This is a genomic window from Ancrocorticia sp. (assembly GCF_052089425.1).
GTDB lineage: Bacteria > Actinomycetota > Actinomycetes > Actinomycetales > Actinomycetaceae > Ancrocorticia.
In genome coordinates this window covers 150,973-168,621 of sequence record NZ_JBQCZW010000002.1, presented here as the reverse complement: position 1 = coordinate 168,621, position 17,649 = coordinate 150,973, and the positions used below count along the sequence as shown (strand labels likewise).

At 59.5% G+C, this 17,649-nt stretch carries 29 protein-coding genes; 2 read left to right on the top strand and 27 right to left on the bottom strand.

What is annotated here, in order from left to right; all coding sequences use genetic code 11:
* Positions 1 to 42: 42 nt before the first annotated feature.
* From infA to ACTHV6_RS01525, 26 genes are all read right to left on the bottom strand, one after another.
* Positions 43 to 264 carry a translation initiation factor IF-1 gene (gene infA / locus ACTHV6_RS01650; protein WP_441385520.1) on the bottom strand — a complete coding sequence of 74 codons (222 nt, stop codon included), beginning with the start codon at positions 262 to 264 and terminating at the stop codon, positions 43 to 45.
* 134 nt (positions 265 to 398) lie between these two features.
* The gene (gene map / locus ACTHV6_RS01645) at positions 399 to 1,235 is read right to left on the bottom strand and encodes a type I methionyl aminopeptidase (RefSeq protein ID WP_441385519.1); all 837 of its coding nucleotides are present in this window, start codon (positions 1,233 to 1,235) and stop codon (positions 399 to 401) included.
* Positions 1,235 to 1,816, bottom strand: a complete 582-nt coding sequence (locus ACTHV6_RS01640; RefSeq protein ID WP_441385518.1) for an adenylate kinase — start codon at positions 1,814 to 1,816, stop codon at positions 1,235 to 1,237. Before ACTHV6_RS01640 ends, map begins: the two co-directional genes overlap by 1 nt.
* Positions 1,817 to 1,852: 36 nt before the next feature.
* A complete protein-coding gene (secY, locus tag ACTHV6_RS01635; RefSeq protein ID WP_441385517.1) occupies positions 1,853 to 3,139 on the bottom strand; it encodes a preprotein translocase subunit SecY in 1,287 nt (428 codons plus the stop codon).
* 353 nt (positions 3,140 to 3,492) lie between these two features.
* Entirely contained in the window at positions 3,493 to 3,966 is a 474-nt protein-coding gene (gene rplO, locus ACTHV6_RS01630; RefSeq protein ID WP_441385516.1) for a 50S ribosomal protein L15, read from the bottom strand.
* On the bottom strand, positions 3,966 to 4,148 hold the full coding sequence (gene rpmD / locus ACTHV6_RS01625) for a 50S ribosomal protein L30 (RefSeq protein WP_109093281.1): 183 nt from the start codon (positions 4,146 to 4,148) through the stop codon (positions 3,966 to 3,968). Before rpmD ends, rplO begins: the two co-directional genes overlap by 1 nt.
* Complete coding sequence (gene rpsE / locus ACTHV6_RS01620; protein WP_441385515.1) at positions 4,148 to 4,864, bottom strand: 30S ribosomal protein S5; 717 nt, start codon at positions 4,862 to 4,864, stop codon at positions 4,148 to 4,150. Before rpsE ends, rpmD begins: the two co-directional genes overlap by 1 nt.
* A gap of 29 nt (positions 4,865 to 4,893) precedes the next feature.
* Positions 4,894 to 5,265 (bottom strand): 50S ribosomal protein L18, encoded by a 372-nt coding sequence (rplR, locus tag ACTHV6_RS01615; protein WP_441385514.1) that lies wholly within the window; start codon positions 5,263 to 5,265, stop codon positions 4,894 to 4,896.
* Complete coding sequence (gene rplF / locus ACTHV6_RS01610) at positions 5,265 to 5,801, bottom strand: 50S ribosomal protein L6 (protein WP_441385513.1); 537 nt, start codon at positions 5,799 to 5,801, stop codon at positions 5,265 to 5,267. Before rplF ends, rplR begins: the two co-directional genes overlap by 1 nt.
* 19 nt (positions 5,802 to 5,820) lie before the next feature.
* Entirely contained in the window at positions 5,821 to 6,219 is a 399-nt protein-coding gene (gene rpsH, locus ACTHV6_RS01605) for a 30S ribosomal protein S8 (RefSeq protein ID WP_441385512.1), read from the bottom strand.
* Positions 6,220 to 6,273: 54 nt separating this feature from the next.
* Positions 6,274 to 6,459: a type Z 30S ribosomal protein S14 gene (locus ACTHV6_RS01600; protein ID WP_441385511.1), complete on the bottom strand. Its 186-nt coding sequence runs from the start codon at positions 6,457 to 6,459 to the stop codon at positions 6,274 to 6,276.
* Between the two features lie 2 nt (positions 6,460 to 6,461).
* Positions 6,462 to 7,013 (bottom strand): 50S ribosomal protein L5, encoded by a 552-nt coding sequence (gene rplE, locus ACTHV6_RS01595; protein WP_441385510.1) that lies wholly within the window; start codon positions 7,011 to 7,013, stop codon positions 6,462 to 6,464.
* A complete protein-coding gene (rplX, locus tag ACTHV6_RS01590) occupies positions 7,010 to 7,354 on the bottom strand; it encodes a 50S ribosomal protein L24 (RefSeq protein WP_441385509.1) in 345 nt (114 codons plus the stop codon). The genes rplE and rplX overlap by 4 nt, the downstream gene beginning before the upstream one ends.
* Complete coding sequence (rplN, locus tag ACTHV6_RS01585; RefSeq protein WP_441385508.1) at positions 7,354 to 7,722, bottom strand: 50S ribosomal protein L14; 369 nt, start codon at positions 7,720 to 7,722, stop codon at positions 7,354 to 7,356. The genes rplX and rplN overlap by 1 nt, the downstream gene beginning before the upstream one ends.
* Positions 7,723 to 7,802: 80 nt before the next feature.
* Positions 7,803 to 8,081: a 30S ribosomal protein S17 gene (gene rpsQ, locus ACTHV6_RS01580; protein ID WP_441385507.1), complete on the bottom strand. Its 279-nt coding sequence runs from the start codon at positions 8,079 to 8,081 to the stop codon at positions 7,803 to 7,805.
* A gap of 8 nt (positions 8,082 to 8,089) precedes the next feature.
* Positions 8,090 to 8,320 carry a 50S ribosomal protein L29 gene (gene rpmC, locus ACTHV6_RS01575; protein WP_441385506.1) on the bottom strand — a complete coding sequence of 77 codons (231 nt, stop codon included), beginning with the start codon at positions 8,318 to 8,320 and terminating at the stop codon, positions 8,090 to 8,092.
* On the bottom strand, positions 8,320 to 8,736 hold the full coding sequence (gene rplP, locus ACTHV6_RS01570) for a 50S ribosomal protein L16 (protein ID WP_441385505.1): 417 nt from the start codon (positions 8,734 to 8,736) through the stop codon (positions 8,320 to 8,322). The genes rpmC and rplP overlap by 1 nt, the downstream gene beginning before the upstream one ends.
* Before the next feature lie 2 nt (positions 8,737 to 8,738).
* On the bottom strand, positions 8,739 to 9,560 hold the full coding sequence (rpsC, locus tag ACTHV6_RS01565; RefSeq protein WP_441385504.1) for a 30S ribosomal protein S3: 822 nt from the start codon (positions 9,558 to 9,560) through the stop codon (positions 8,739 to 8,741).
* Positions 9,560 to 9,940 (bottom strand): 50S ribosomal protein L22, encoded by a 381-nt coding sequence (rplV, locus tag ACTHV6_RS01560; protein WP_441385503.1) that lies wholly within the window; start codon positions 9,938 to 9,940, stop codon positions 9,560 to 9,562. Before rplV ends, rpsC begins: the two co-directional genes overlap by 1 nt.
* A gap of 33 nt (positions 9,941 to 9,973) precedes the next feature.
* Positions 9,974 to 10,255 (bottom strand): 30S ribosomal protein S19, encoded by a 282-nt coding sequence (gene rpsS / locus ACTHV6_RS01555; RefSeq protein WP_441385502.1) that lies wholly within the window; start codon positions 10,253 to 10,255, stop codon positions 9,974 to 9,976.
* Positions 10,256 to 10,268: 13 nt separating this feature from the next.
* Positions 10,269 to 11,105: a 50S ribosomal protein L2 gene (rplB, locus tag ACTHV6_RS01550; RefSeq protein WP_441385501.1), complete on the bottom strand. Its 837-nt coding sequence runs from the start codon at positions 11,103 to 11,105 to the stop codon at positions 10,269 to 10,271.
* A 14-nt stretch (positions 11,106 to 11,119) separates the two neighbouring features.
* On the bottom strand, positions 11,120 to 11,434 hold the full coding sequence (gene rplW, locus ACTHV6_RS01545; protein WP_441385500.1) for a 50S ribosomal protein L23: 315 nt from the start codon (positions 11,432 to 11,434) through the stop codon (positions 11,120 to 11,122).
* A complete protein-coding gene (gene rplD, locus ACTHV6_RS01540; protein ID WP_441385499.1) occupies positions 11,431 to 12,078 on the bottom strand; it encodes a 50S ribosomal protein L4 in 648 nt (215 codons plus the stop codon). Before rplD ends, rplW begins: the two co-directional genes overlap by 4 nt.
* A gap of 2 nt (positions 12,079 to 12,080) precedes the next feature.
* Complete coding sequence (rplC, locus tag ACTHV6_RS01535; protein WP_441385498.1) at positions 12,081 to 12,746, bottom strand: 50S ribosomal protein L3; 666 nt, start codon at positions 12,744 to 12,746, stop codon at positions 12,081 to 12,083.
* Between the two features lie 11 nt (positions 12,747 to 12,757).
* Positions 12,758 to 13,066: a 30S ribosomal protein S10 gene (gene rpsJ, locus ACTHV6_RS01530; RefSeq protein ID WP_441385497.1), complete on the bottom strand. Its 309-nt coding sequence runs from the start codon at positions 13,064 to 13,066 to the stop codon at positions 12,758 to 12,760.
* 397 nt (positions 13,067 to 13,463) lie between these two features.
* On the bottom strand, positions 13,464 to 14,078 hold the full coding sequence (locus tag ACTHV6_RS01525; RefSeq protein WP_441385496.1) for a GntR family transcriptional regulator: 615 nt from the start codon (positions 14,076 to 14,078) through the stop codon (positions 13,464 to 13,466).
* Between the two features lie 66 nt (positions 14,079 to 14,144).
* Here ACTHV6_RS01525 and deoC point away from each other — a divergent pair, with 66 nt between their 5' ends.
* Positions 14,145 to 14,828 carry a deoxyribose-phosphate aldolase gene (gene deoC, locus ACTHV6_RS01520; RefSeq protein WP_441385495.1) on the top strand — a complete coding sequence of 228 codons (684 nt, stop codon included), beginning with the start codon at positions 14,145 to 14,147 and terminating at the stop codon, positions 14,826 to 14,828.
* 55 nt (positions 14,829 to 14,883) lie between these two features.
* Positions 14,884 to 16,383, top strand: coding sequence for a xylulokinase (xylB, locus tag ACTHV6_RS01515; protein WP_441385494.1), 1,500 nt, complete (start codon positions 14,884 to 14,886; stop codon positions 16,381 to 16,383).
* A gap of 71 nt (positions 16,384 to 16,454) precedes the next feature.
* On the opposite strand, the gene tuf is transcribed toward xylB, so the two are convergent.
* Complete coding sequence (gene tuf / locus ACTHV6_RS01510; protein WP_441385493.1) at positions 16,455 to 17,645, bottom strand: elongation factor Tu; 1,191 nt, start codon at positions 17,643 to 17,645, stop codon at positions 16,455 to 16,457.
* Positions 17,646 to 17,649: the final 4 nt, after the last annotated feature.

The window sequence follows — 17,649 nt, the reverse complement described above, 5'->3', positions numbered from 1 at the left end:
TGCTTATCTTCCTTGCCGCTAGGCGGGCGTTGCAATTGGGGCTCACTTATAGCGGTACACGATCCGGCCGCGGTTGAGATCGTATGGAGTAAGTTCCACAACCACTCGATCCTCCGGCAGGATCTTGATGTAGTGCTGACGCATCTTCCCGGAGATGTGGGCAAGCACAACGTGCCCGTTCTCCAGCTCGACGCGGAACATCGCGTTCGGGAGCGCTTCTACAACGCTGCCCTCAACCTCGATGACGCCTTCCTTCTTCGCCATAACCCTCGCTCACAATGGGCAACCTCTCACCGGGTTGTGAGAAGCCACATACGCCTTGCCGTGGGCATGGCGTACCGAGAATCAATAGTACATGCCCAAAACGGCACAGGAAAGGCGAAAACTGGTGGAACCGATCACCCTAAGGGCACCGGGGTGACGCCATAGGGCGCGAGCCCCTCAGCTCCCCCGTCCGGGGCGCTCAGTACCCAGATCCCGCGCTCATGAATCGCTACTTCGTGTTCCCAATGGCAGGCATCGCTTCCATCGAGCGTCACCACGGTCCAATCGTCGTCAAGCGTCACGTTGTCCGGAGAGCCAGCGGTCAGCATCGGTTCGATACAGAGCACCATGCCCGGCTTCAGCTTCTCCAGATGGCCGCGCGTGCGGTAGTTGGGCACGTCCGGTGCCATGTGCATCGCGGTTCCGATGCCGTGGCCTACGTATTCTTCAACGATTCCGGGAGTTTCTTCTTTAAGGCCGACGACGAAGTCATCCATCGCCCTACCGATGTCACCCACGTGCGAGCCGGTGGCGGCAGCCGCAATGCCGCGCCACATACACTCCTTGGTCCAGTCGCTCAGCCGTTGGCGCCGCTCGGTCAGGCGTGCCTGGCCACCCGGGATCACCATGGAGATGGCGGCGTCACCGTGCCAGCCATCCACCACTGCCCCGCAATCGAAGGACACGATATCGCCCGGCTCAAGGACTCGCTCACCCGGAATCCCGTGCACGATCACCTCGTTCACGGAAGTGCAGATGTGGCCGGGATATCCGTAGTAGCCCAAGAAGTTGGATCTCGATCCGGCCTTGTCTAGCACTCGGGCGGCAATCGCATCGGCATCAGCTGTTGTCATGCCGGGACGCACCTCAGCGCGCAAAGCGGCGTGGATATCGGCAACAACCAAGCCAGCCGTCCTCATCTTGAGGACCTCGACGTGGGACTTGTATTGGATCTTTTCCTTACGGGACATTACTTACTGAGAAACGCTTTCAGTTCGGATTGCACGTTGGCGGCAACCTCTTCGATGGTGCCCATGCCGGGAACTTCCACAAGGATTCCTCGCTCGCGGTACACCGCAAGCAGGGGCTCTGTCTGGCCATGGTAGAGCTCAATGCGATGGCGGATCACATCTTCCGTATCGTCAACGCGCCCCTCGGAAGCCGCGCGTCCGAGGAGACGCTGGACCACTTCGTCGTCGTCGGCAATCAAACTCAACACGGCATCAACGTGCGTGCCGGCATCTTCCAATATGGCGTCCAAGGCGGCAACCTGGGGAAGGTTGCGCGGATAGCCGTCCAGAAGAAACCCGCCGGCGGCATCCGGCTGAGCAAGGCGGGCGGCCACCATCTTGTTGGTCACCGAATCGGGGACCAGTTCGCCACGGGAGGTGAAGGACTCGGCCATCTTCCCCAGCTCATCGCCCGAACTGGCGTGACTGCGGAAAATGGCGCCGGTAGAAATAGGCGGGATGCCCAGTGATTCGCACAGGAGGTCAGCTTGGGTACCCTTGCCCGCTCCGGGCGGCCCTACAAGGATGAGGCGAACAGACATGGATCTTCCTTCGATGCTATGAACGCCTAGGCTGGCCTATCGCAAGAAGCCGTCGTAGTGGCGTTGCTGGAGTTGTGAGTTGATGTCCTTGACGGTCTGTAGTCCCACGCCCACCAGAATGATGATCGAGGTTCCACCGAATCCGCCTCCCATGATACCCATCTGAGAGAACACAATCACCGGGATCATTGCGATCACCGTAAGGTAGGTTGCTCCCACCCATGTCATGCGGCTGGACACGTACTTCAAGTATTCGGCTGTCGGGCGCCCCGCACGAATGCCGGGAATGAAGCCGCCGTAGCGCTTCATGTTGTCCGCGACTTCCTCAGTGTTGAACGTGATGGAGGTGTAGAAGAACGCGAACGCGAAGATCAGCACCCCGAAGAAGACGAAGTACAGAGGAGCGCTGGTATGCAGGTAGCGGTTGATCCACTGAACCCAGCCGGAGGTTGGATCACCGAACGTGGAGAGCATCTGCGGCAGCATGAGGATCGAGGATGCGAAGATCACGGGGATCACGTTGGCCATATTGATGCGGATCGGCAGGTAGGTGGTGGAGCCGCCGTATGTGCGCCGGCCAACCACGCGCTTGGCGTACTGGACGGGGATGCGCCGCTGAGATTGCTCCACGAACACAACCACCACAACGATCGCAAGGATCAGGGCAAACACGAGAGCAGCTGCGCCCCAGCCGCCATCGGACTGGGTGACCTGATAGAACATCGTGGGGAAGCTGGCGGCAATGCCGGTGAAGATGAGGATGGACATTCCCTGACCCACACCGTTTTCGGTGACTAGCTCGGCCAGCCACATGATGAGGCCGGTACCGGCTGTCATGGTGAGGATGGTCAGCGCGTAGGTGAGCGGGGTTGCGTTGGGGAATGGATCAACCGTGCAGCCCTGGAAGAGCTGAGTGTTGGCCACCGAAACAACCACTGAGCTTTGCAGCACGGCAAGGCCGATGGTCAGGTAACGCGTGTACTCGGTGAGCTTGGCGGTGCCGGACTGGCCCTCCTTATGCAACTCCTCGAAGCGAGGAATCACAACGCGCATCAGCTGGACGATGATGGACGCCGTAATGTAGGGCATGATTCCCAGCGAGAACACGGACAGCTGCATCATCGCGCCGCCCGAGAACAAGTTGATCATCGAGAGGAAATCCCCCGAACCCGACTGATCCATACAGGCTCGCACGTTCCGAATCGAAACGAACGGCGCAGGAACAAACGTGCCCAGCCGGTAGATAACCATGATTGCCATGGTAAACAGCAGCTTGCGCCGAAGATCGGGAGTGCGGAATGCCGCCGCGAACGCCTGGATCAAGGTTCCTCCAACAGATGCGGGCCATCCCGCGTTTTAGTACTCATCAGGGCACACTGCGCCCATGCTCGCCTCACTATACCTGCGATGCGCCCAACCGTGAAAACGCCGCCAGAAAATGGCTGAGAGTCACAGATTGGGAGGCGCGCCTTCCGCGCTTACCTAGGCTGCTGCGCTTGCCTCGCCTACCGCCCCTACAGCGGCTGCCGCGGACACACCCGTTGGAGCACTTATGGCTCGTCTGGACACGGTATACCTAGTCCATGGCCGCCATAAGTGGTCCAAGAGCGTCATCAGCGCGAAAAAATGGTGGCTCCCGAAGGAGCCACCACCTTTTGACGTGCTTGATCGAAGGATCAGGCCTCGCGAGCGGTCACAGAACCGCCAGCCGCCTCGATCTTCGCCTTAGCCGAGTTGGACCATGCATCCACGGTCACATCCAGCTTGACGCTGATCTCGCCTGTGCCAAGAACCTTCACGAGGTTCTTCGGGCGCACGGCGCCCTTGGCAACCAGATCCTCGACCGTTACCGAGCCGCCCTCTGGGAACAGCTGGGCAAGGGAATCCACGTTGACAACCTGGTACTCGACGCGGAATGGATTCTTGAATCCACGCAGCTTCGGCAGGCGCATGTGAAGGGGCATTTGGCCACCTTCGAAACGTGCGGGAACCTGATAACGAGCCTTCGTACCCTTGGTACCACGGCCGGCAGTCTTACCCTTGGAAGCTTCACCACGGCCCACGCGGGTCTTGGCCTTCTTGGAACCTGGGGCAGGACGCAGATCGTGGATCTTCAGGACCTCAGCCGATTCGTTCTTCTCTTCAGCCATCAGTCAACCTCCTCCACGGTCACGAGGTGTGCCACGGTGCGAACCGCACCCACAACCTCTGGGCGGTCCTCGCGCACAACGGACTGACCAATCTTGCGCAGTCCGAGTGTACGCAGAGTGTCCTTCTGGTTCTGACGGGAACCAACGGTGCCCCGAACCTGAGTGATCTTGAGCTTAGCCATCACGCACCAACTCCAGCTGCGGCAGCTTCGTTCTCTGACTGGGCTGCGATTGCTTGCTGATCGGAGCGCTCCTTGGCTTCTGCTTCCGCACGGTGGCGGAGCATTGCTTCGGGGGCAACATGCTCGAGCGGCAGGCCGCGGCGAGCAGCAACAGCTTCGGGAAGCTCCAGCTGCTTGAGTGCGGCGATTGTCGCGTGAACGATGTTGATAGCGTTTGCCGATCCGAGCGACTTGGTCAGGATGTCATGGATGCCTGCGCACTCCATGATGGCGCGGACCGGGCCGCCGGCGATAACGCCGGTACCAGGGGACGCCGGGCGCAGCAGGACAACGCCCGCTGCATCCTCACCCTGAACAAGGTGTGGGATGGTCTTGCCAATGCGAGGAACGCGGAAGAAGTTCTTCTTTGCTTCCTCAGTTCCCTTGGCGATTGCTGCGGGAACTTCCTTGGCCTTGCCGTAGCCAACACCAACGGTGCCGTTGCCGTCTCCCACCACAACCAGTGCGGTGAAGGACATGCGGCGGCCACCCTTGACGGTCTTTGCTACGCGGTTGATCGTGACAACGCGCTCAGTGTAAGCGTTCTTGTCTTCATTGCGGCGCTCGCGGCGATCTCCACGGCGTTCGCCGCGGCGGTTGCCCCGCTCGCTCTTTTCTTCGGGGTTGTTGCCCCGGCCTTCGGGGTTATTACCCCGACCTCGCTGCTGTGCAGCCATGCTAAAAACCTCTTCTCGCTCTCGCGGGCTTACAGGGTAAGCCCGGACTCGCGGGCGCCATCGGCTACAGCGGCCACACGGCCGTGGTACTTGTTACCGCCACGATCGAACACAACGGCCGAAATTCCGGCCTCCAGTGCACGCTTACCAACGAGCTCGCCAATCTGACGTGCCTTATCGGTCTTGGAACCTTCAGCTGCGCGCAGCGACTCTTCGAGAGTCGATGCGGACACGAGAGTGTGGCCAACCGTATCGTCGATAACCTGTGCAACCATGTGACGGTTTGAACGAGTAACAACCAGACGAGGGCGCTCTGACGTACCAGAGAGCTTCTTGCGGAGGCGGAAGTGGCGCCGATCGCGGGAAACGAACTTGCCCTTGCCCCTTGGAGTGACAGCCATCACTTACCAGCCTTTCCGGCCTTGCGGCGAACGTTCTCGTCAACGTAACGCACACCCTTGCCCTTGTATGGTTCAGGCTTGCGCAACATCCGGATCTTTGCAGCAGTTTCGCCAACCAGCTGCTTGCTAATGCCGTTCACCGTGAACTTCGTAGGAGATTCAACGGCGAAGGTGATGCCTTCTGGCGCCTTGAAAAGGATCGTGTGCGAGTAGCCCAGAGAGAATTCGAGATCGCTTCCCTTGGCCACGACACGGTATCCAGTTCCCACAATCTGCATTGCCTTGGAGAAACCATCGGTAACGCCAACAACCATGTTGTTGATGAGAGTGCGGGAGAGGCCGTGAAGTGAACGTGCTTCGCGGCTATCATCCGCGCGGTTCACAACCACTTCACCATCTTCGATGGACGCGGTGATGAGCTCGGCAATTTCTTGTCCGAGATTACCCTTTGGGCCCTTAACCGATACCTGCTGGCCGTTGATGGAAACATCCACACCAGCTGGAATCGTGACGGGCAGCTTGCCAATACGTGACATTCTGTATCTTCCTTCCCCGTCACCAGACGTAGGCGATAACTTCTCCGCCTACACCCTTGTCCTTGGCCTCGCGGTCTGTCAGCAAGCCGGATGACGTAGAGAGAATCGCTACGCCTAGGCCGCCCAGAACCTGGGGCAGATTGGTTGACTTTGCGTAAACGCGCAGGCCTGGCTTCGACACACGCCGAACGCCTGCGAGCGCGCGCTCACGGTTGGAGCTGAACTTCAGCTGCAGAGTGAGGGTCTTGCCCACTCGTGCATCCTCAACCGTGTGGCCAACAATGTAGCCTTCACGCTCGAGGATTTGAGCGATGTTCGCCTTCAATTTCGAGTACGGCATATCCACCGACTCGTGGAACGCCGAATTGGCGTTACGCAGACGCGTGAGCATGTCTGCGATTGGGTCAGTCATTGACATTGGGCTTTTGCCCTTCCTCGTCGCGGTTTCACTTGCGGACCTACGACGTAGTGTTTACCAGCTGGACTTTGTGACGCCGGGGAGTTCGCCTGCAAGTGCCATCTCGCGAAGGCAGATACGGCACAGGCCGAACTTACGGTACACGGAATGCGGGCGTCCGCAGCGGTTACAACGGGTGTAAGCGCGCACGCCGAACTTGGGCTTACGCGCGGCCTTCTGCTTAAGAGCTGTCTTTGCCATGCTCAGTCCTCCTTGAACGGGAATCCGAGTAGGCGCAAAAGCGAACGTCCCTCGGAATCGTCCTTGGCCGTGGTGACCAGGGTGATGTCCATTCCGCGAACCCGATCAATCTTGTCCTGATCGATCTCGTGGAACACTGTTTGCTCGGTCAGGCCGAACGTGTAGTTTCCGTTGCCGTCAAACTGCTTGGGGCTGAGGCCACGGAAATCGCGGATACGCGGAAGCGCGGTAGCCAGAAGGCGGTCCAAGAACTCCCACATACGGTCACCACGAAGGGTGACGTGGCAGCCGATGGGCTGGCCCTCACGCAGCTTGAACTGTGCGATGGACTTCTTAGCCTTGGTGACCTGCGGCTTCTGGCCGGTGATCGCGGTGATATCCGCGATGGCGCCGTCCAGCACCTTGGAGTCACGAGCAGCTTCGCCAACGCCCATGTTCACAACGATCTTCTGGAGTCCAGCAACATTGTGAATGTTGGAATGGTTGAACTCGGTCTCAAGTGCCGGGATGATTTCCTCACGGTACTTGGTCTTTAGACGAGGAGCGGTGCTCACAGCTCGATCTCCTTCCCACCACGGCGGCCGATGCGCTCACGGACAAGCTTCTTACGTCCGTCACGCTCGACTTCTACCTCACGGTGGCCAACGCGGATCGGCTTCTTGTCAGGACCAACCAGCGCAACATTCGAGATGTGGATTGGGGCCTCAACGGTCTCAATGCCACCGGTCTTGGCTCCGCGGCCGGACTGACCAACCTTCACGTGCTTCTTGACGCGCTGAACGCCTTCAACAACCACGCGATTCTTCTCAGTATCAACCGAGAGAACGCGTCCCTGCAGGCCCTTGTCGCGGCCTGCGATGACCTGGACGAGGTCATCCTTCTTAATCTTCGCCATCAGATCACCTCCGGTGCGAGCGAAACGATTCGCATAAACTTCTTGTCACGCAGCTCGCGGCCCACTGGGCCGAAGATGCGCGTGCCGCGTGGCTCGTTTTCGTTCTTGAGCAACACCGCAGCGTTCTCATCGAAGCGAATGTACGAACCGTCAACCCGGCGCGTTTCCTTCTTTGTGCGGACGATGACGGCCTTGACCACTTCGCCCTTCTTGACGTTTCCGCCAGGGATTGCATCCTTGACGGTGGCAACGATCGTGTCGCCAATCCCGGCGTAGCGCCGGCCAGAACCGCCGAGGACACGGATGCAGAGGATCTCCTTCGCACCGGTGTTATCAGCGACCGAAAGCCGCGACTCTTGCTGGATCATGTGTTGTTTCTCCTGTCGTCGTGCCGGTTCTCGTTAACGAGCCTTGCCGAACGGATGGGGTTTCAAAGCGGCCCGGAAGGTCACTTAGCCTTTTCGACGATTTCAACCACGCGGTAGTGCTTGGTTGCGCTCAGCGGGCGGGTCTCCATGATGCGGACCAGATCGCCAACGCCTACCTCGTTGTTCTCATCGTGGGCCTTCACACGGCGTGTGTGAGTGATGACCTTGCCGTAAACGGGGTGCTTCCGGCGATCATCGACCTCAACGGTGACTGTCTTGTCCATCTTGTCGCTGACAACGTATCCACGCAGTACCTTGCGGTGGTTACGCTCTGCTGTAACTGTATTCTGCTCGCTCACTCTTTACCTCACTTCTCAGCTACTGGAGCGGTGCGGATATCGAGCTCGCGCTCGCGCTTGATCGTGTAAATCCGCGCGATTTCACGGCGGACTTCACGCAGGCGGCCGCTATCTTCGAGCCGGTGGGTAACTGCGGAGAAGCGGAGATTGAACAGCTCCTCCTTGGATTCCTTGAGCTTCTCGAGAAGTTCGACGTCAGTCATGGCGTCGAGTTCCTCAGTGGAAAGTCCCTTGGCCATTACTCTGCCTCCTCACGAGAAACAAACCGGGTCTTCATGGGCAGCTTGTGCATTGCACGGGACATGGCTTCCTGAGCCAGCTCCTCGTTAACGCCACCCATCTCGAACATGATGCGCCCTGGCTTGACGTTGGCAACCCACGTCTCAACCGGACCCTTACCCGAACCCATACGAAGGCCGAGGGCCTTCTTGGTGAGCGGGCGATCTGGGAAGATGTTGATCCAGATCTTGCCGCCACGCTTGACGTGACGAGTCATAGCAATACGAGCAGCTTCGATCTGACGGTTGGTGACGTATGCAGGCTCCAAAGCCTGAATACCGTAATCGCCGAACGCCAATTCGGTGCCACCCTTAGCCATTCCGCTACGGGTTGGGCGGTGCTGCTTGCGCCACTTGGTGCGCCTTGGAATCAGCATTCTCAGGCCTCCGATCCTGCTGTGGTTGCTGGCTCCGAGGCGGCTTCGCTGGACTTAGCGGGAGCCTGTGCCTGTGGGGCCTGCTGCGCGTTGCCACGACCATGACGGTCTCCGCGGCGCCCGCGGCGGTCACCACCACGGCCACGGCCACGGGGGGCCTCGGCCAAGGAGCGGAAGTATTCTGCGTCGGTTACATCGCCACGGTAGATCCACACCTTGACGCCAATGCGGCCGAACGTGGTGCGGGCCTCGTGGAAGCCGTAATCGATGTTTGCACGAAGGGTGTGCAGCGGCACGCGACCTTCGCGGTAGAACTCGGAACGCGACATCTCAGCGCCACCGAGGCGGCCTGCACACTGGACACGGATGCCCTTGGCGCCGGCGCGCTCCGCGGACTGCATTCCACGGCGCATGGCGCGGCGGAACGAAACGCGGGAGGCGAGCTGCTCTGCGATGCCCTGAGCAACAAGCTGGGCATCTGCTTCTGGGTTCTTGACCTCGAGGATGTTCAGCTGAATGGACTTACCAGTCAGCTTCTCAAGATCGGCACGGAGGCGATCAGCCTCTGCACCGCGGCGTCCGATGACGATGCCGGGGCGGGCGGTGTGGATATCCACAACCACACGCTCGGCGCGGCGCTCGATGTTCACACGGGAGATCCCCGCGCGATCAAGCGTCTTCTCGATCATCCGACGAATCTGGATGTCTTCTGCTACGAAATCTGCGTAACGCTGGCCGGCCTTTGTGGAATCTGCAAACCACTTTGAACGGTGGTCCGTGGTGATTCCGAGGCGGAACCCGGTTGGGTTAACCTTCTGCCCCACTAGCGGTTCCTTCCCTTCGCTCCGGCGGCAACCTTAGAGTCACCGACAACAACTGTGATGTGGCTCGTACGCTTCATGACGCGATCTGCGCGGCCCTGGGCACGCGGACGGATACGCTTCATGGTCGGGCCTTCGTCAGCGAAGATCGCCTGAATGAACAGGTTCTCTTCGTCGAACCGCTCGCCGGCCTGTTCAGAGGCGTAACGAGCATTGGCAATTGCGGACTCAACAACTTTACGGACGGGTTCTGCCGCCCCTTGCGGTGCGTATTGCAGCACCTCTAGCGCCTCGACAGCACGCTTACCGCGGACTACGTCCACGATGCGGCGAGCTTTCAGGGGCGTGACGCGCACGAATCGCGCCTGCGCCTTGGCTTCCATGTTTCTGCCTTACTCTCTCTGCTAGCTCGCGCCTTAGCGGCGGCGGCCCTTGCGGTCGTCCTTGTCGTGCCCGCGGAAAGTGCGGGTCGGGGCGAACTCCCCGAGCTTGTGGCCAACCATGGACTCGGTAACGAATACCGGGACATGCTTGCGGCCATCGTGCACTGCGAAAGTGTGACCGAGGAAATCGGGCGTAATCATCGACCGACGAGACCAGGTCTTGATGACATTCTTGGTGCCCTTTTCGTTTTGTAGATCAACCTTCTTCTGAAGGTGATCATCTACGAACGGGCCCTTCTTCAAACTACGTGGCATCAGCTAACCTCTCTTACCGCTTGCTGCCGGTCTTGCGACGGCGCACAATGAGCTTGTCGCTGGCCTTCTTTGCATGACGTGTACGGCCTTCGGGCTTACCCCATGGGCTGACCGGATGCCGGCCACCAGAGGTCCTGCCCTCGCCACCACCATGCGGATGGTCGATCGGGTTCATGACAACACCACGCACTGTTGGGCGAACGCCCTTCCAGCGGTTGCGGCCTGCCTTGCCCCAGTTGATGTTGATCTGCTCGGCATTGCCAACCTCACCTACACAGGCGCGGCAGCCGGCCTCAACGTTCCGGATTTCACCGGACGGCATACGCAGTTGAGCGTACTTGCCCTCACGGGCAACCAGCTGAACCGATGTGCCGGCAGAACGTGCGATCTTCGCGCCACCGAGGGGGCGAAGCTCAACGCTGTGCAGCGTGGTGCCAACCGGGATGTTCTTCAGCGGCAGGTTGTTGCCTGGCTTGATATCGGCATCCGGGCCGTTCTCAACTACGTCGCCCTGACGAAGGTTCTTCGGGGCGAGGATGTAACGCTTGGCGCCATCGGCGTAGTGGAGCAGGGCAATGCGGGCGGTGCGGTTCGGGTCATACTCGATGTGAGCGACCTTCGCGGGCACGCCGTCCTTGTCCCAGCGGCGGAAGTCGATAACGCGGTACTGGCGCTTGTGGCCACCACCCTTGTGACGGGTGGAGATACGGCCTGAATTATCGCGGCCACCGGTCTTTTTCAGCGGACGAACCAGCGACTTCTCCGGCGTAGATCGGGTGATCTCGGCGAAGTCGGCAACGCTCGCACCGCGACGACCGGGGGTCGTCGGCTTGTACTTACGGATTCCCATGAGTTCAGATCCTCTTAGCTAATGACGTCGCCGTAGATGTCGATCGTGCCTTCACGCAGGGTGACGATGGCGCGCTTGACATCCTTGCGCTTGCCTAGACCGGTACGCGTGCGCTGGACCTTGCCCATGCGATTCTGCGTATTCACGGATTCAACCTTGACCTTGAAGATGGCCTCAACGGCCAGCTTGATCTCGGTCTTGTTTGCACGCTTGTCAACGATGAAGGTGTACTTACCTTCATCCTCCATACGAGCAGCCTTTTCAGTGGCTACCGGCTGAAGAATAACGTCATGCGGGTGCTTGTTCCAGAAGCCTGCTACTTCGCTCACTTCTCCTCCTTACCCTTCTTCTCAACGAAGCTGGCGAAGGCCGTCTCGGTGAAGACAACATCATCAGCAACCAGAACGTCGTAAGAATTGAGCTGGTCAACGTAGAGCACGTGAGCCTCTGGAGCGTTGTTCAGCGAGAGGACCGAAAGATCATCATCGCGGGAAACAACTACCAGCGCCTTGCGCTCGGCAATTACCTTGCGCAGTAGCGCGAGGGCGGCCTTCGTGGAGGGCGTCTCGCCTTCAACGAATTCAGTCACAACGTGAATGCGGCCGTTACGTGCGCGATCCGAAAGGGATTGGAGCAGTGCAGCAGCAATCATCTTCTTGGGGGTGCGCTGGGCGTAGCTGCGCGGCTTGGGGCCGTGCACAACGCCGCCACCGGCGAAGTGAGGAGCGCGGATAGAACCCTGACGTGCGCGGCCAGTGCCCTTCTGCTTGTATGGCTTGCGGCCACCGCCACGGACTTCTCCGCGGGTCTTGGTGGAGTGTGTTCCCTGACGGCCAGCGGCGAGCTGAGCGACAACAACCTGATGAATCATCGGTACGTTGACATCCAGATCGAACAGATGCGCTGGCAGCTCTACCTGACCCTGCGCTTCGCCCTTGACATCAAGAACATCTACCTTGAAGGATTCCGCCATGTTCAGGCTCCCTTCACAGCGGTACGGACCACAACTGCGGAACCCTTGGCGCCAGGCACGGGGCCAGCAACTAGGATGATGCCCTTCTCAGCATCAACAGCGTGGATGGAAAGATTCTGTACCGTCACGCGATCCTGACCCATACGGCCAGCCATGCGAGTTCCACGGAACACGCGCGAAGGTGTTGCACAAGCGCCGATCGAACCGGGCTTGCGGTGGTTACGGTGGGAACCGTGGGAAGCGGAGACGCCCTTGAAGCCATGACGCTTCATGACGCCGGCGAAACCCTTGCCCTTGGAGGTGCCAATAACATCAACGGTCTGACCGGATTCGAAAACTTCGGCAGTCAGTTCCTGACCGAGTTCGTATTCGGACGCGTTGGATGTACGAACCTCAGCGAGGGCCTTGCGAGGCTGAACGCCAGCCTTGTCAAAGTGCCCCTGCAACGGCTTGGTGACATTCTTGGACTTCAGTTCGCCGTTACCGAGCTGAACGGCGGAGTAGCCGTCAGTCTCATCAGTGCGAATCTGAGTCACAACGTTGGTGCCCACGTGGACAACCGTGATCGGGACTAGGCGTCCTGCCTCGTCCCACAGCTGGGTCATTCCCAGCTTTGTGCCCAGCAACGCCGTGACGGGCGCGCTAGCAACCTGCTGTTTGGTGTTCATGATGCGTTACCTCAGAGCTTGATTTCCACGTTGACATCGGCCGGAAGATCGAGGCGCCGAAGCGTATCGATGGTCTTCAGGGTCGGATCGACGATGTCGATGAGCCGCTTGTGAGTGCGCATCTCGAAGTGATCGCGGCTGTCCTTGTACTTATGTGGGGAACGAATGACACAAAAGACATTCTTTTCCGTTGGCAACGGCACCGGGCCCACTACAGACGCGCCTGTGCGCGTCACTTCGTCGACGAGCTTCTTCGCCGCATTATCAATGACCTCATGGTCATATGACTTGAGCCGGATGCGGATTTTCTGTCCCGCCATGGCGTCGTCTACCTCTCTTTACCGCGGTGATCGCCGGTACCCGCACTCGGGCGTGTTGCGCGATAGCCACCACGTATCAAGCCCTATTGCAGGTTACGACGAACCCTTATTTACCGCTGAGGCTTGAGCCCCAACGAAGTCCTACGCCCGGAAAACCGAGCAACTTGTCTAGTTTGTCAGGCTTTGCCCAACTACTGCAAGTCTGAACGGTGCTTAGTGGCGCGCTTCTCAGCACAATCCGCCACTCGCTACCGTAGCCAGCACATAAGCTTAGCAACTGGCCGCCACAACTTCGATCCCTAGCCGGCGAACGTGACGGAAATTAAACCGGTGGTTTCGTGCGTACGCGTGGCTCCGTCGTCGTTATTTTTACGACGACGACGAACGCTCCGCGAACTCACAGGCCATCGCGTGGATCTACGTGGACCTCGGCCACATGCGCTTCGTCCCCCAGCACCACGTCGAAACGGCTCGAATCCCCGCGGTGGTGCGCGATGAAGCGTTCTACCGGGACCCCGCTGGCGTCAAACAACGTGCTCTTGATCTGAAGGATCGGGGCTCCCGGCTCCACCTTGAGATAGGCGGCAATATCGGCCGATGCCGCCATCGCCTGAAGCGAGCGCTCGGCGCGGCCGAACGTCATGCCGTAGGTTGTCCGCAACATGTCATAAAGCGACCCATGCGAAAAGTCAGACTCCACGATGCCGGGAACCCGGTTAGCGGGCATCCACGTAGTGGTGTGGGACCACACCGTCTGGCCAACGGAACGCACGCGCTCCAGCAGGAAAACGTGCGCGCCACTATCAAGGCGGAGTGCTTTCATGACGGAATCGGATGCCTCGGCAACTTCCTGCGTGAGGACGTCGCTCGTCAGATCCTTTCCCAGCCGCTGCGCCTGTGCGTAGAGACCCTCAATCGACAGGGTGAGGCCATGGTCCACCTTCTCGGCCGCGAGGAAGGTTCCCCTGCTCTTGATGCGTTCGATGATCCCCTCGTTTTCCAGCTCCGCCAATTGTCCGCCCGTACGTACAGCTTTATGCTGATGGGTGTGTATCAACCGCGCGACGGAAGGAACAACATGACCATCACTCCACAAGAACTCGCAGGAATGATCGACCACACCCTGCTCAAGGCAGACGCAACCAAGGAACAGTTCAGCCAGCTGTGCGCCGAGGCCCGCGATTACGGCTTCGCTATGGTGGCCATCAACCCCTACCCCGTGCGCCAATGCGCGCAGGAACTTGCGGGCACGGGAGTCCACGTGGGTGCCGCGATTGGCTTTCCGCTCGGGCAGGTCACCATAGAGGACAAGGTCAGCGAGACTAAGCGCGCTATCGAAAACGGCGCGGACGAAATCGATTATGTCATCAACATTACCGAGCTTAAGGCCGGCAACGATGCCTACATCGAAGAGGAAATGAGCCAGATCGTTGACGCGTGCCGGGCCAACGGCGTCCTCTCGAAGGTCATCTTCGAAAACTGCTACCTGACAGATGAAGAAAAGCGGCGGGTGGCCACGATCGCCGCCACGGTTCGTCCCGATTTCATCAAGACCTCAACGGGATTCGGCACGGGCGGTGCCACGCTTGAAGATGTTCAGCTCATGAAGGGCATCGTTGGCGACAAGGTGCAGGTCAAGGCGGCCGGCGGCGTTCGTGACTTGGACAGCGCCCTCGCCTTCATCGCCGCCGGCGTGACGCGGCTCGGTTCGTCCTCTGGCGTGAAGCTCGTTGACGAACTTCGTGCGCGCACTGCCAAGTAACCGCAACCTCGATGTAAAAAACACTCCTCAAAGAAGAGAAGAAAGCGACTAACTCATGCTGATAGCACACGATTTAGGAACTACAGGAAACAAGGCAACACTCGTATCCAATGACGGCCGGATGGTCGCCTCCCAGACCGTCGCATATGGCGCCGATTGGGGAACCGATGGCAAGGCAGAGCAGAATCCGCACGACTGGTGGAATGCAGTATGTCAGGCGACTCGCGAGCTGCTGGGCACCACGCACACGTCAGGCTCGGACATTGACGGGGTCTCGTTCTCCGGCCAGATGATGGGAGTTGTGCCGCTGGACAAGGCAGGCGAACCAGTTCGCCCCGCCATCATCTGGGCGGACACTCGATCCACAAAGGAGACTGACGCTCTGTTGGAGCGCATCTCCATGGACGACTGTTACAGAATTACTGGCCATAGGCTCAATCCCACCTATTCGTTGACGAAACTCATGTGGCTGCGTGCTCACGAGCCGGAGAACTTCGCTCGCACCGCCGTGTTTTGCCTGGCTAAGGATTACACTGCCTTCAAGCTCACCGGAGAACTGGCCACAGACCCCTCCGATGCCTCGTCCACCAACGCCTACGATCAGGCAGCAGGCGACTGGGCATGGGACATCATCGATGCGGCGGGATTGGACCACAGTCTCTTCCCACCGATCGTTCCCTCCACCCACATCATCGGCCGAGTCACTGCCGAGGCCGCGCGGGCCACTGGACTCACCGAAGGCACGCCAGTGGTTATGGGTGGTGGCGACGGGCCCGTGGCGGCGCTTGGAGCCGGGATCATTGACGAGACGTCAGGGGCGTACACATACCTTGGCTCGTCCTCGTGGGTTTCACTCTCTGCATCGCGCCCGTTGCTCGATCCCAAGATGCGTTCGATGACGTTCAACCACGTGGTGCCGGGGCAGTTCGTGCCAACCGCCACGATGCAGGCCGGTGGAGCGTCGGTCAGCTGGGGTCAAGAGGTCCTATCCGGCGGCCAATCCTACGAACAGTTCCTCGGCTCGGCCGGGCGGGTGGAAGCTGCCACGAAGGGGCTATTCTTCCTTCCGTATCTCATCGGCGAGCGTTCTCCCTACTGGAATCCGCTGGCTCGTGGCGTGTTTGCCGGACTGCACATGGATCACAAGCAGCCGCATATGATGCGCGCCGTCATGGAGGGCGTTGCCTTCAATCTCCGCACCGGGCTCGAGGCGTTTTCCGATGCCGGCTTCGCCGTTGACCACATCGATGCTATCGGCGGACTTGCTCAGTCCCCCGTCATGCTAGAAATCTTGGCCAACACGTGGAATCTGCCCGTCGCCCCGCGTGACATTGTCGAGGAAGCTAACGCCATCGGTGCCGCCGTGCTAGCGGGAGTAGGCACCGGAGTGTTCGACGATTTCACGATCGCCACACGGCTCTCGCACCGTGACCCCGATACGCCGCCAGTTGCCGCAGCCCATGCGGCCTACGAGGAGCCCTACCGGCTATTCCTTGACGCCTACGCCCGCCTCGAGCCGTGGTTTGCAGACGTTCACACGACCGTCAATGGCTGATGCTTAAGACAGATTGAGGCCCCCAGCGCAATGCTGGGGGCCTCAATCATTAAGCCGTTAGGCCATCGTGATTACTCAACGATGGAAACAACCTTGCCGGAGCCAACGGTGCGGCCACCCTCGCGGATAGCGAAGCCGAGGCCCTCTTCCATAGCGATTGGCTGGATGAGCTCAACGTTCATCTCAGTGTTGTCGCCAGGCATAACCATTTCGGTGCCTTCTGGAAGGGTGATAACGCCGGTGACGTCCGTGGTACGGAAGTAGAACTGCGGGCGGTAGTTGGAGAAGAACGGGTTATGACGGCCGCCCTCTTCCTTCTTCAGCACGTAGGCCTGACCAACGAACTTGGTGTGAGGCGTGATGGTACCCGGACGGGCAACAACCTGGCCACGCTCAACATCTTCGCGCTTGGTGCCGCGGAGAAGGAGGCCACAGTTCTCGCCTGCATCGGCTGTATCCATCTGCTTGTGGAACATCTCGATACCGGTGACGGTGGTCTTCTGAGTTGGACGAAGGCCGATAATGGCAACTTCTTCGTTCAGCTTCAGCTGGCCACGCTCTGCACGGCCGGTCACGACGGTGCCGCGGCCGGTGATCGTGAAGACGTCCTCGATTGGCATGAGGAATTCCTTCTCAAGATCACGAACGGGATCCGGGAAGTAGTCATCCACTGCTGCCATGAGTTCCTTGATGGCCTCAACCCACTTGGGATCGCCTTCAAGAGCCTTGAATGCAGAGACCTTGATGACGGGGGCGTCATCACCATCGAACTCCTGCGAGGAGAGAAGGTCACGGACCTCCATCTCCACGAGCTCGAGGAGCTCCTCATCATCAACCATGTCGCACTTGTTGAGTGCAACGATGATATCCGGCACGCCTACCTGACGGGCGAGCAGAACGTGCTCGCGAGTCTGAGCCATGGGGCCGTCGGTCGCTGCAACCACGAGGATCGCACCGTCCATCTGAGCGGCGCCGGTGATCATGTTCTTCACATAATCGGCGTGGCCTGGGGCGTCAACGTGAGCGTAGTGACGCTTAGGCGTCTGGTACTCAACGTGAGACACGTTAATGGTAATGCCGCGCTCGCGCTCTTCTGGAGCGTTGTCCACTTCGTCAAACGGTGTGAACGAGTTCAGCTCGGGGTATTCATCCGCAAGCACCTTGGTGATCGCAGCGGTCAGGGTTGTCTTACCATGATCCACGTGCCCGATGGTGCCGATGTTCATATGCGGCTTGGACTTGTCGTACTTGGCCTTCGCCACTTGG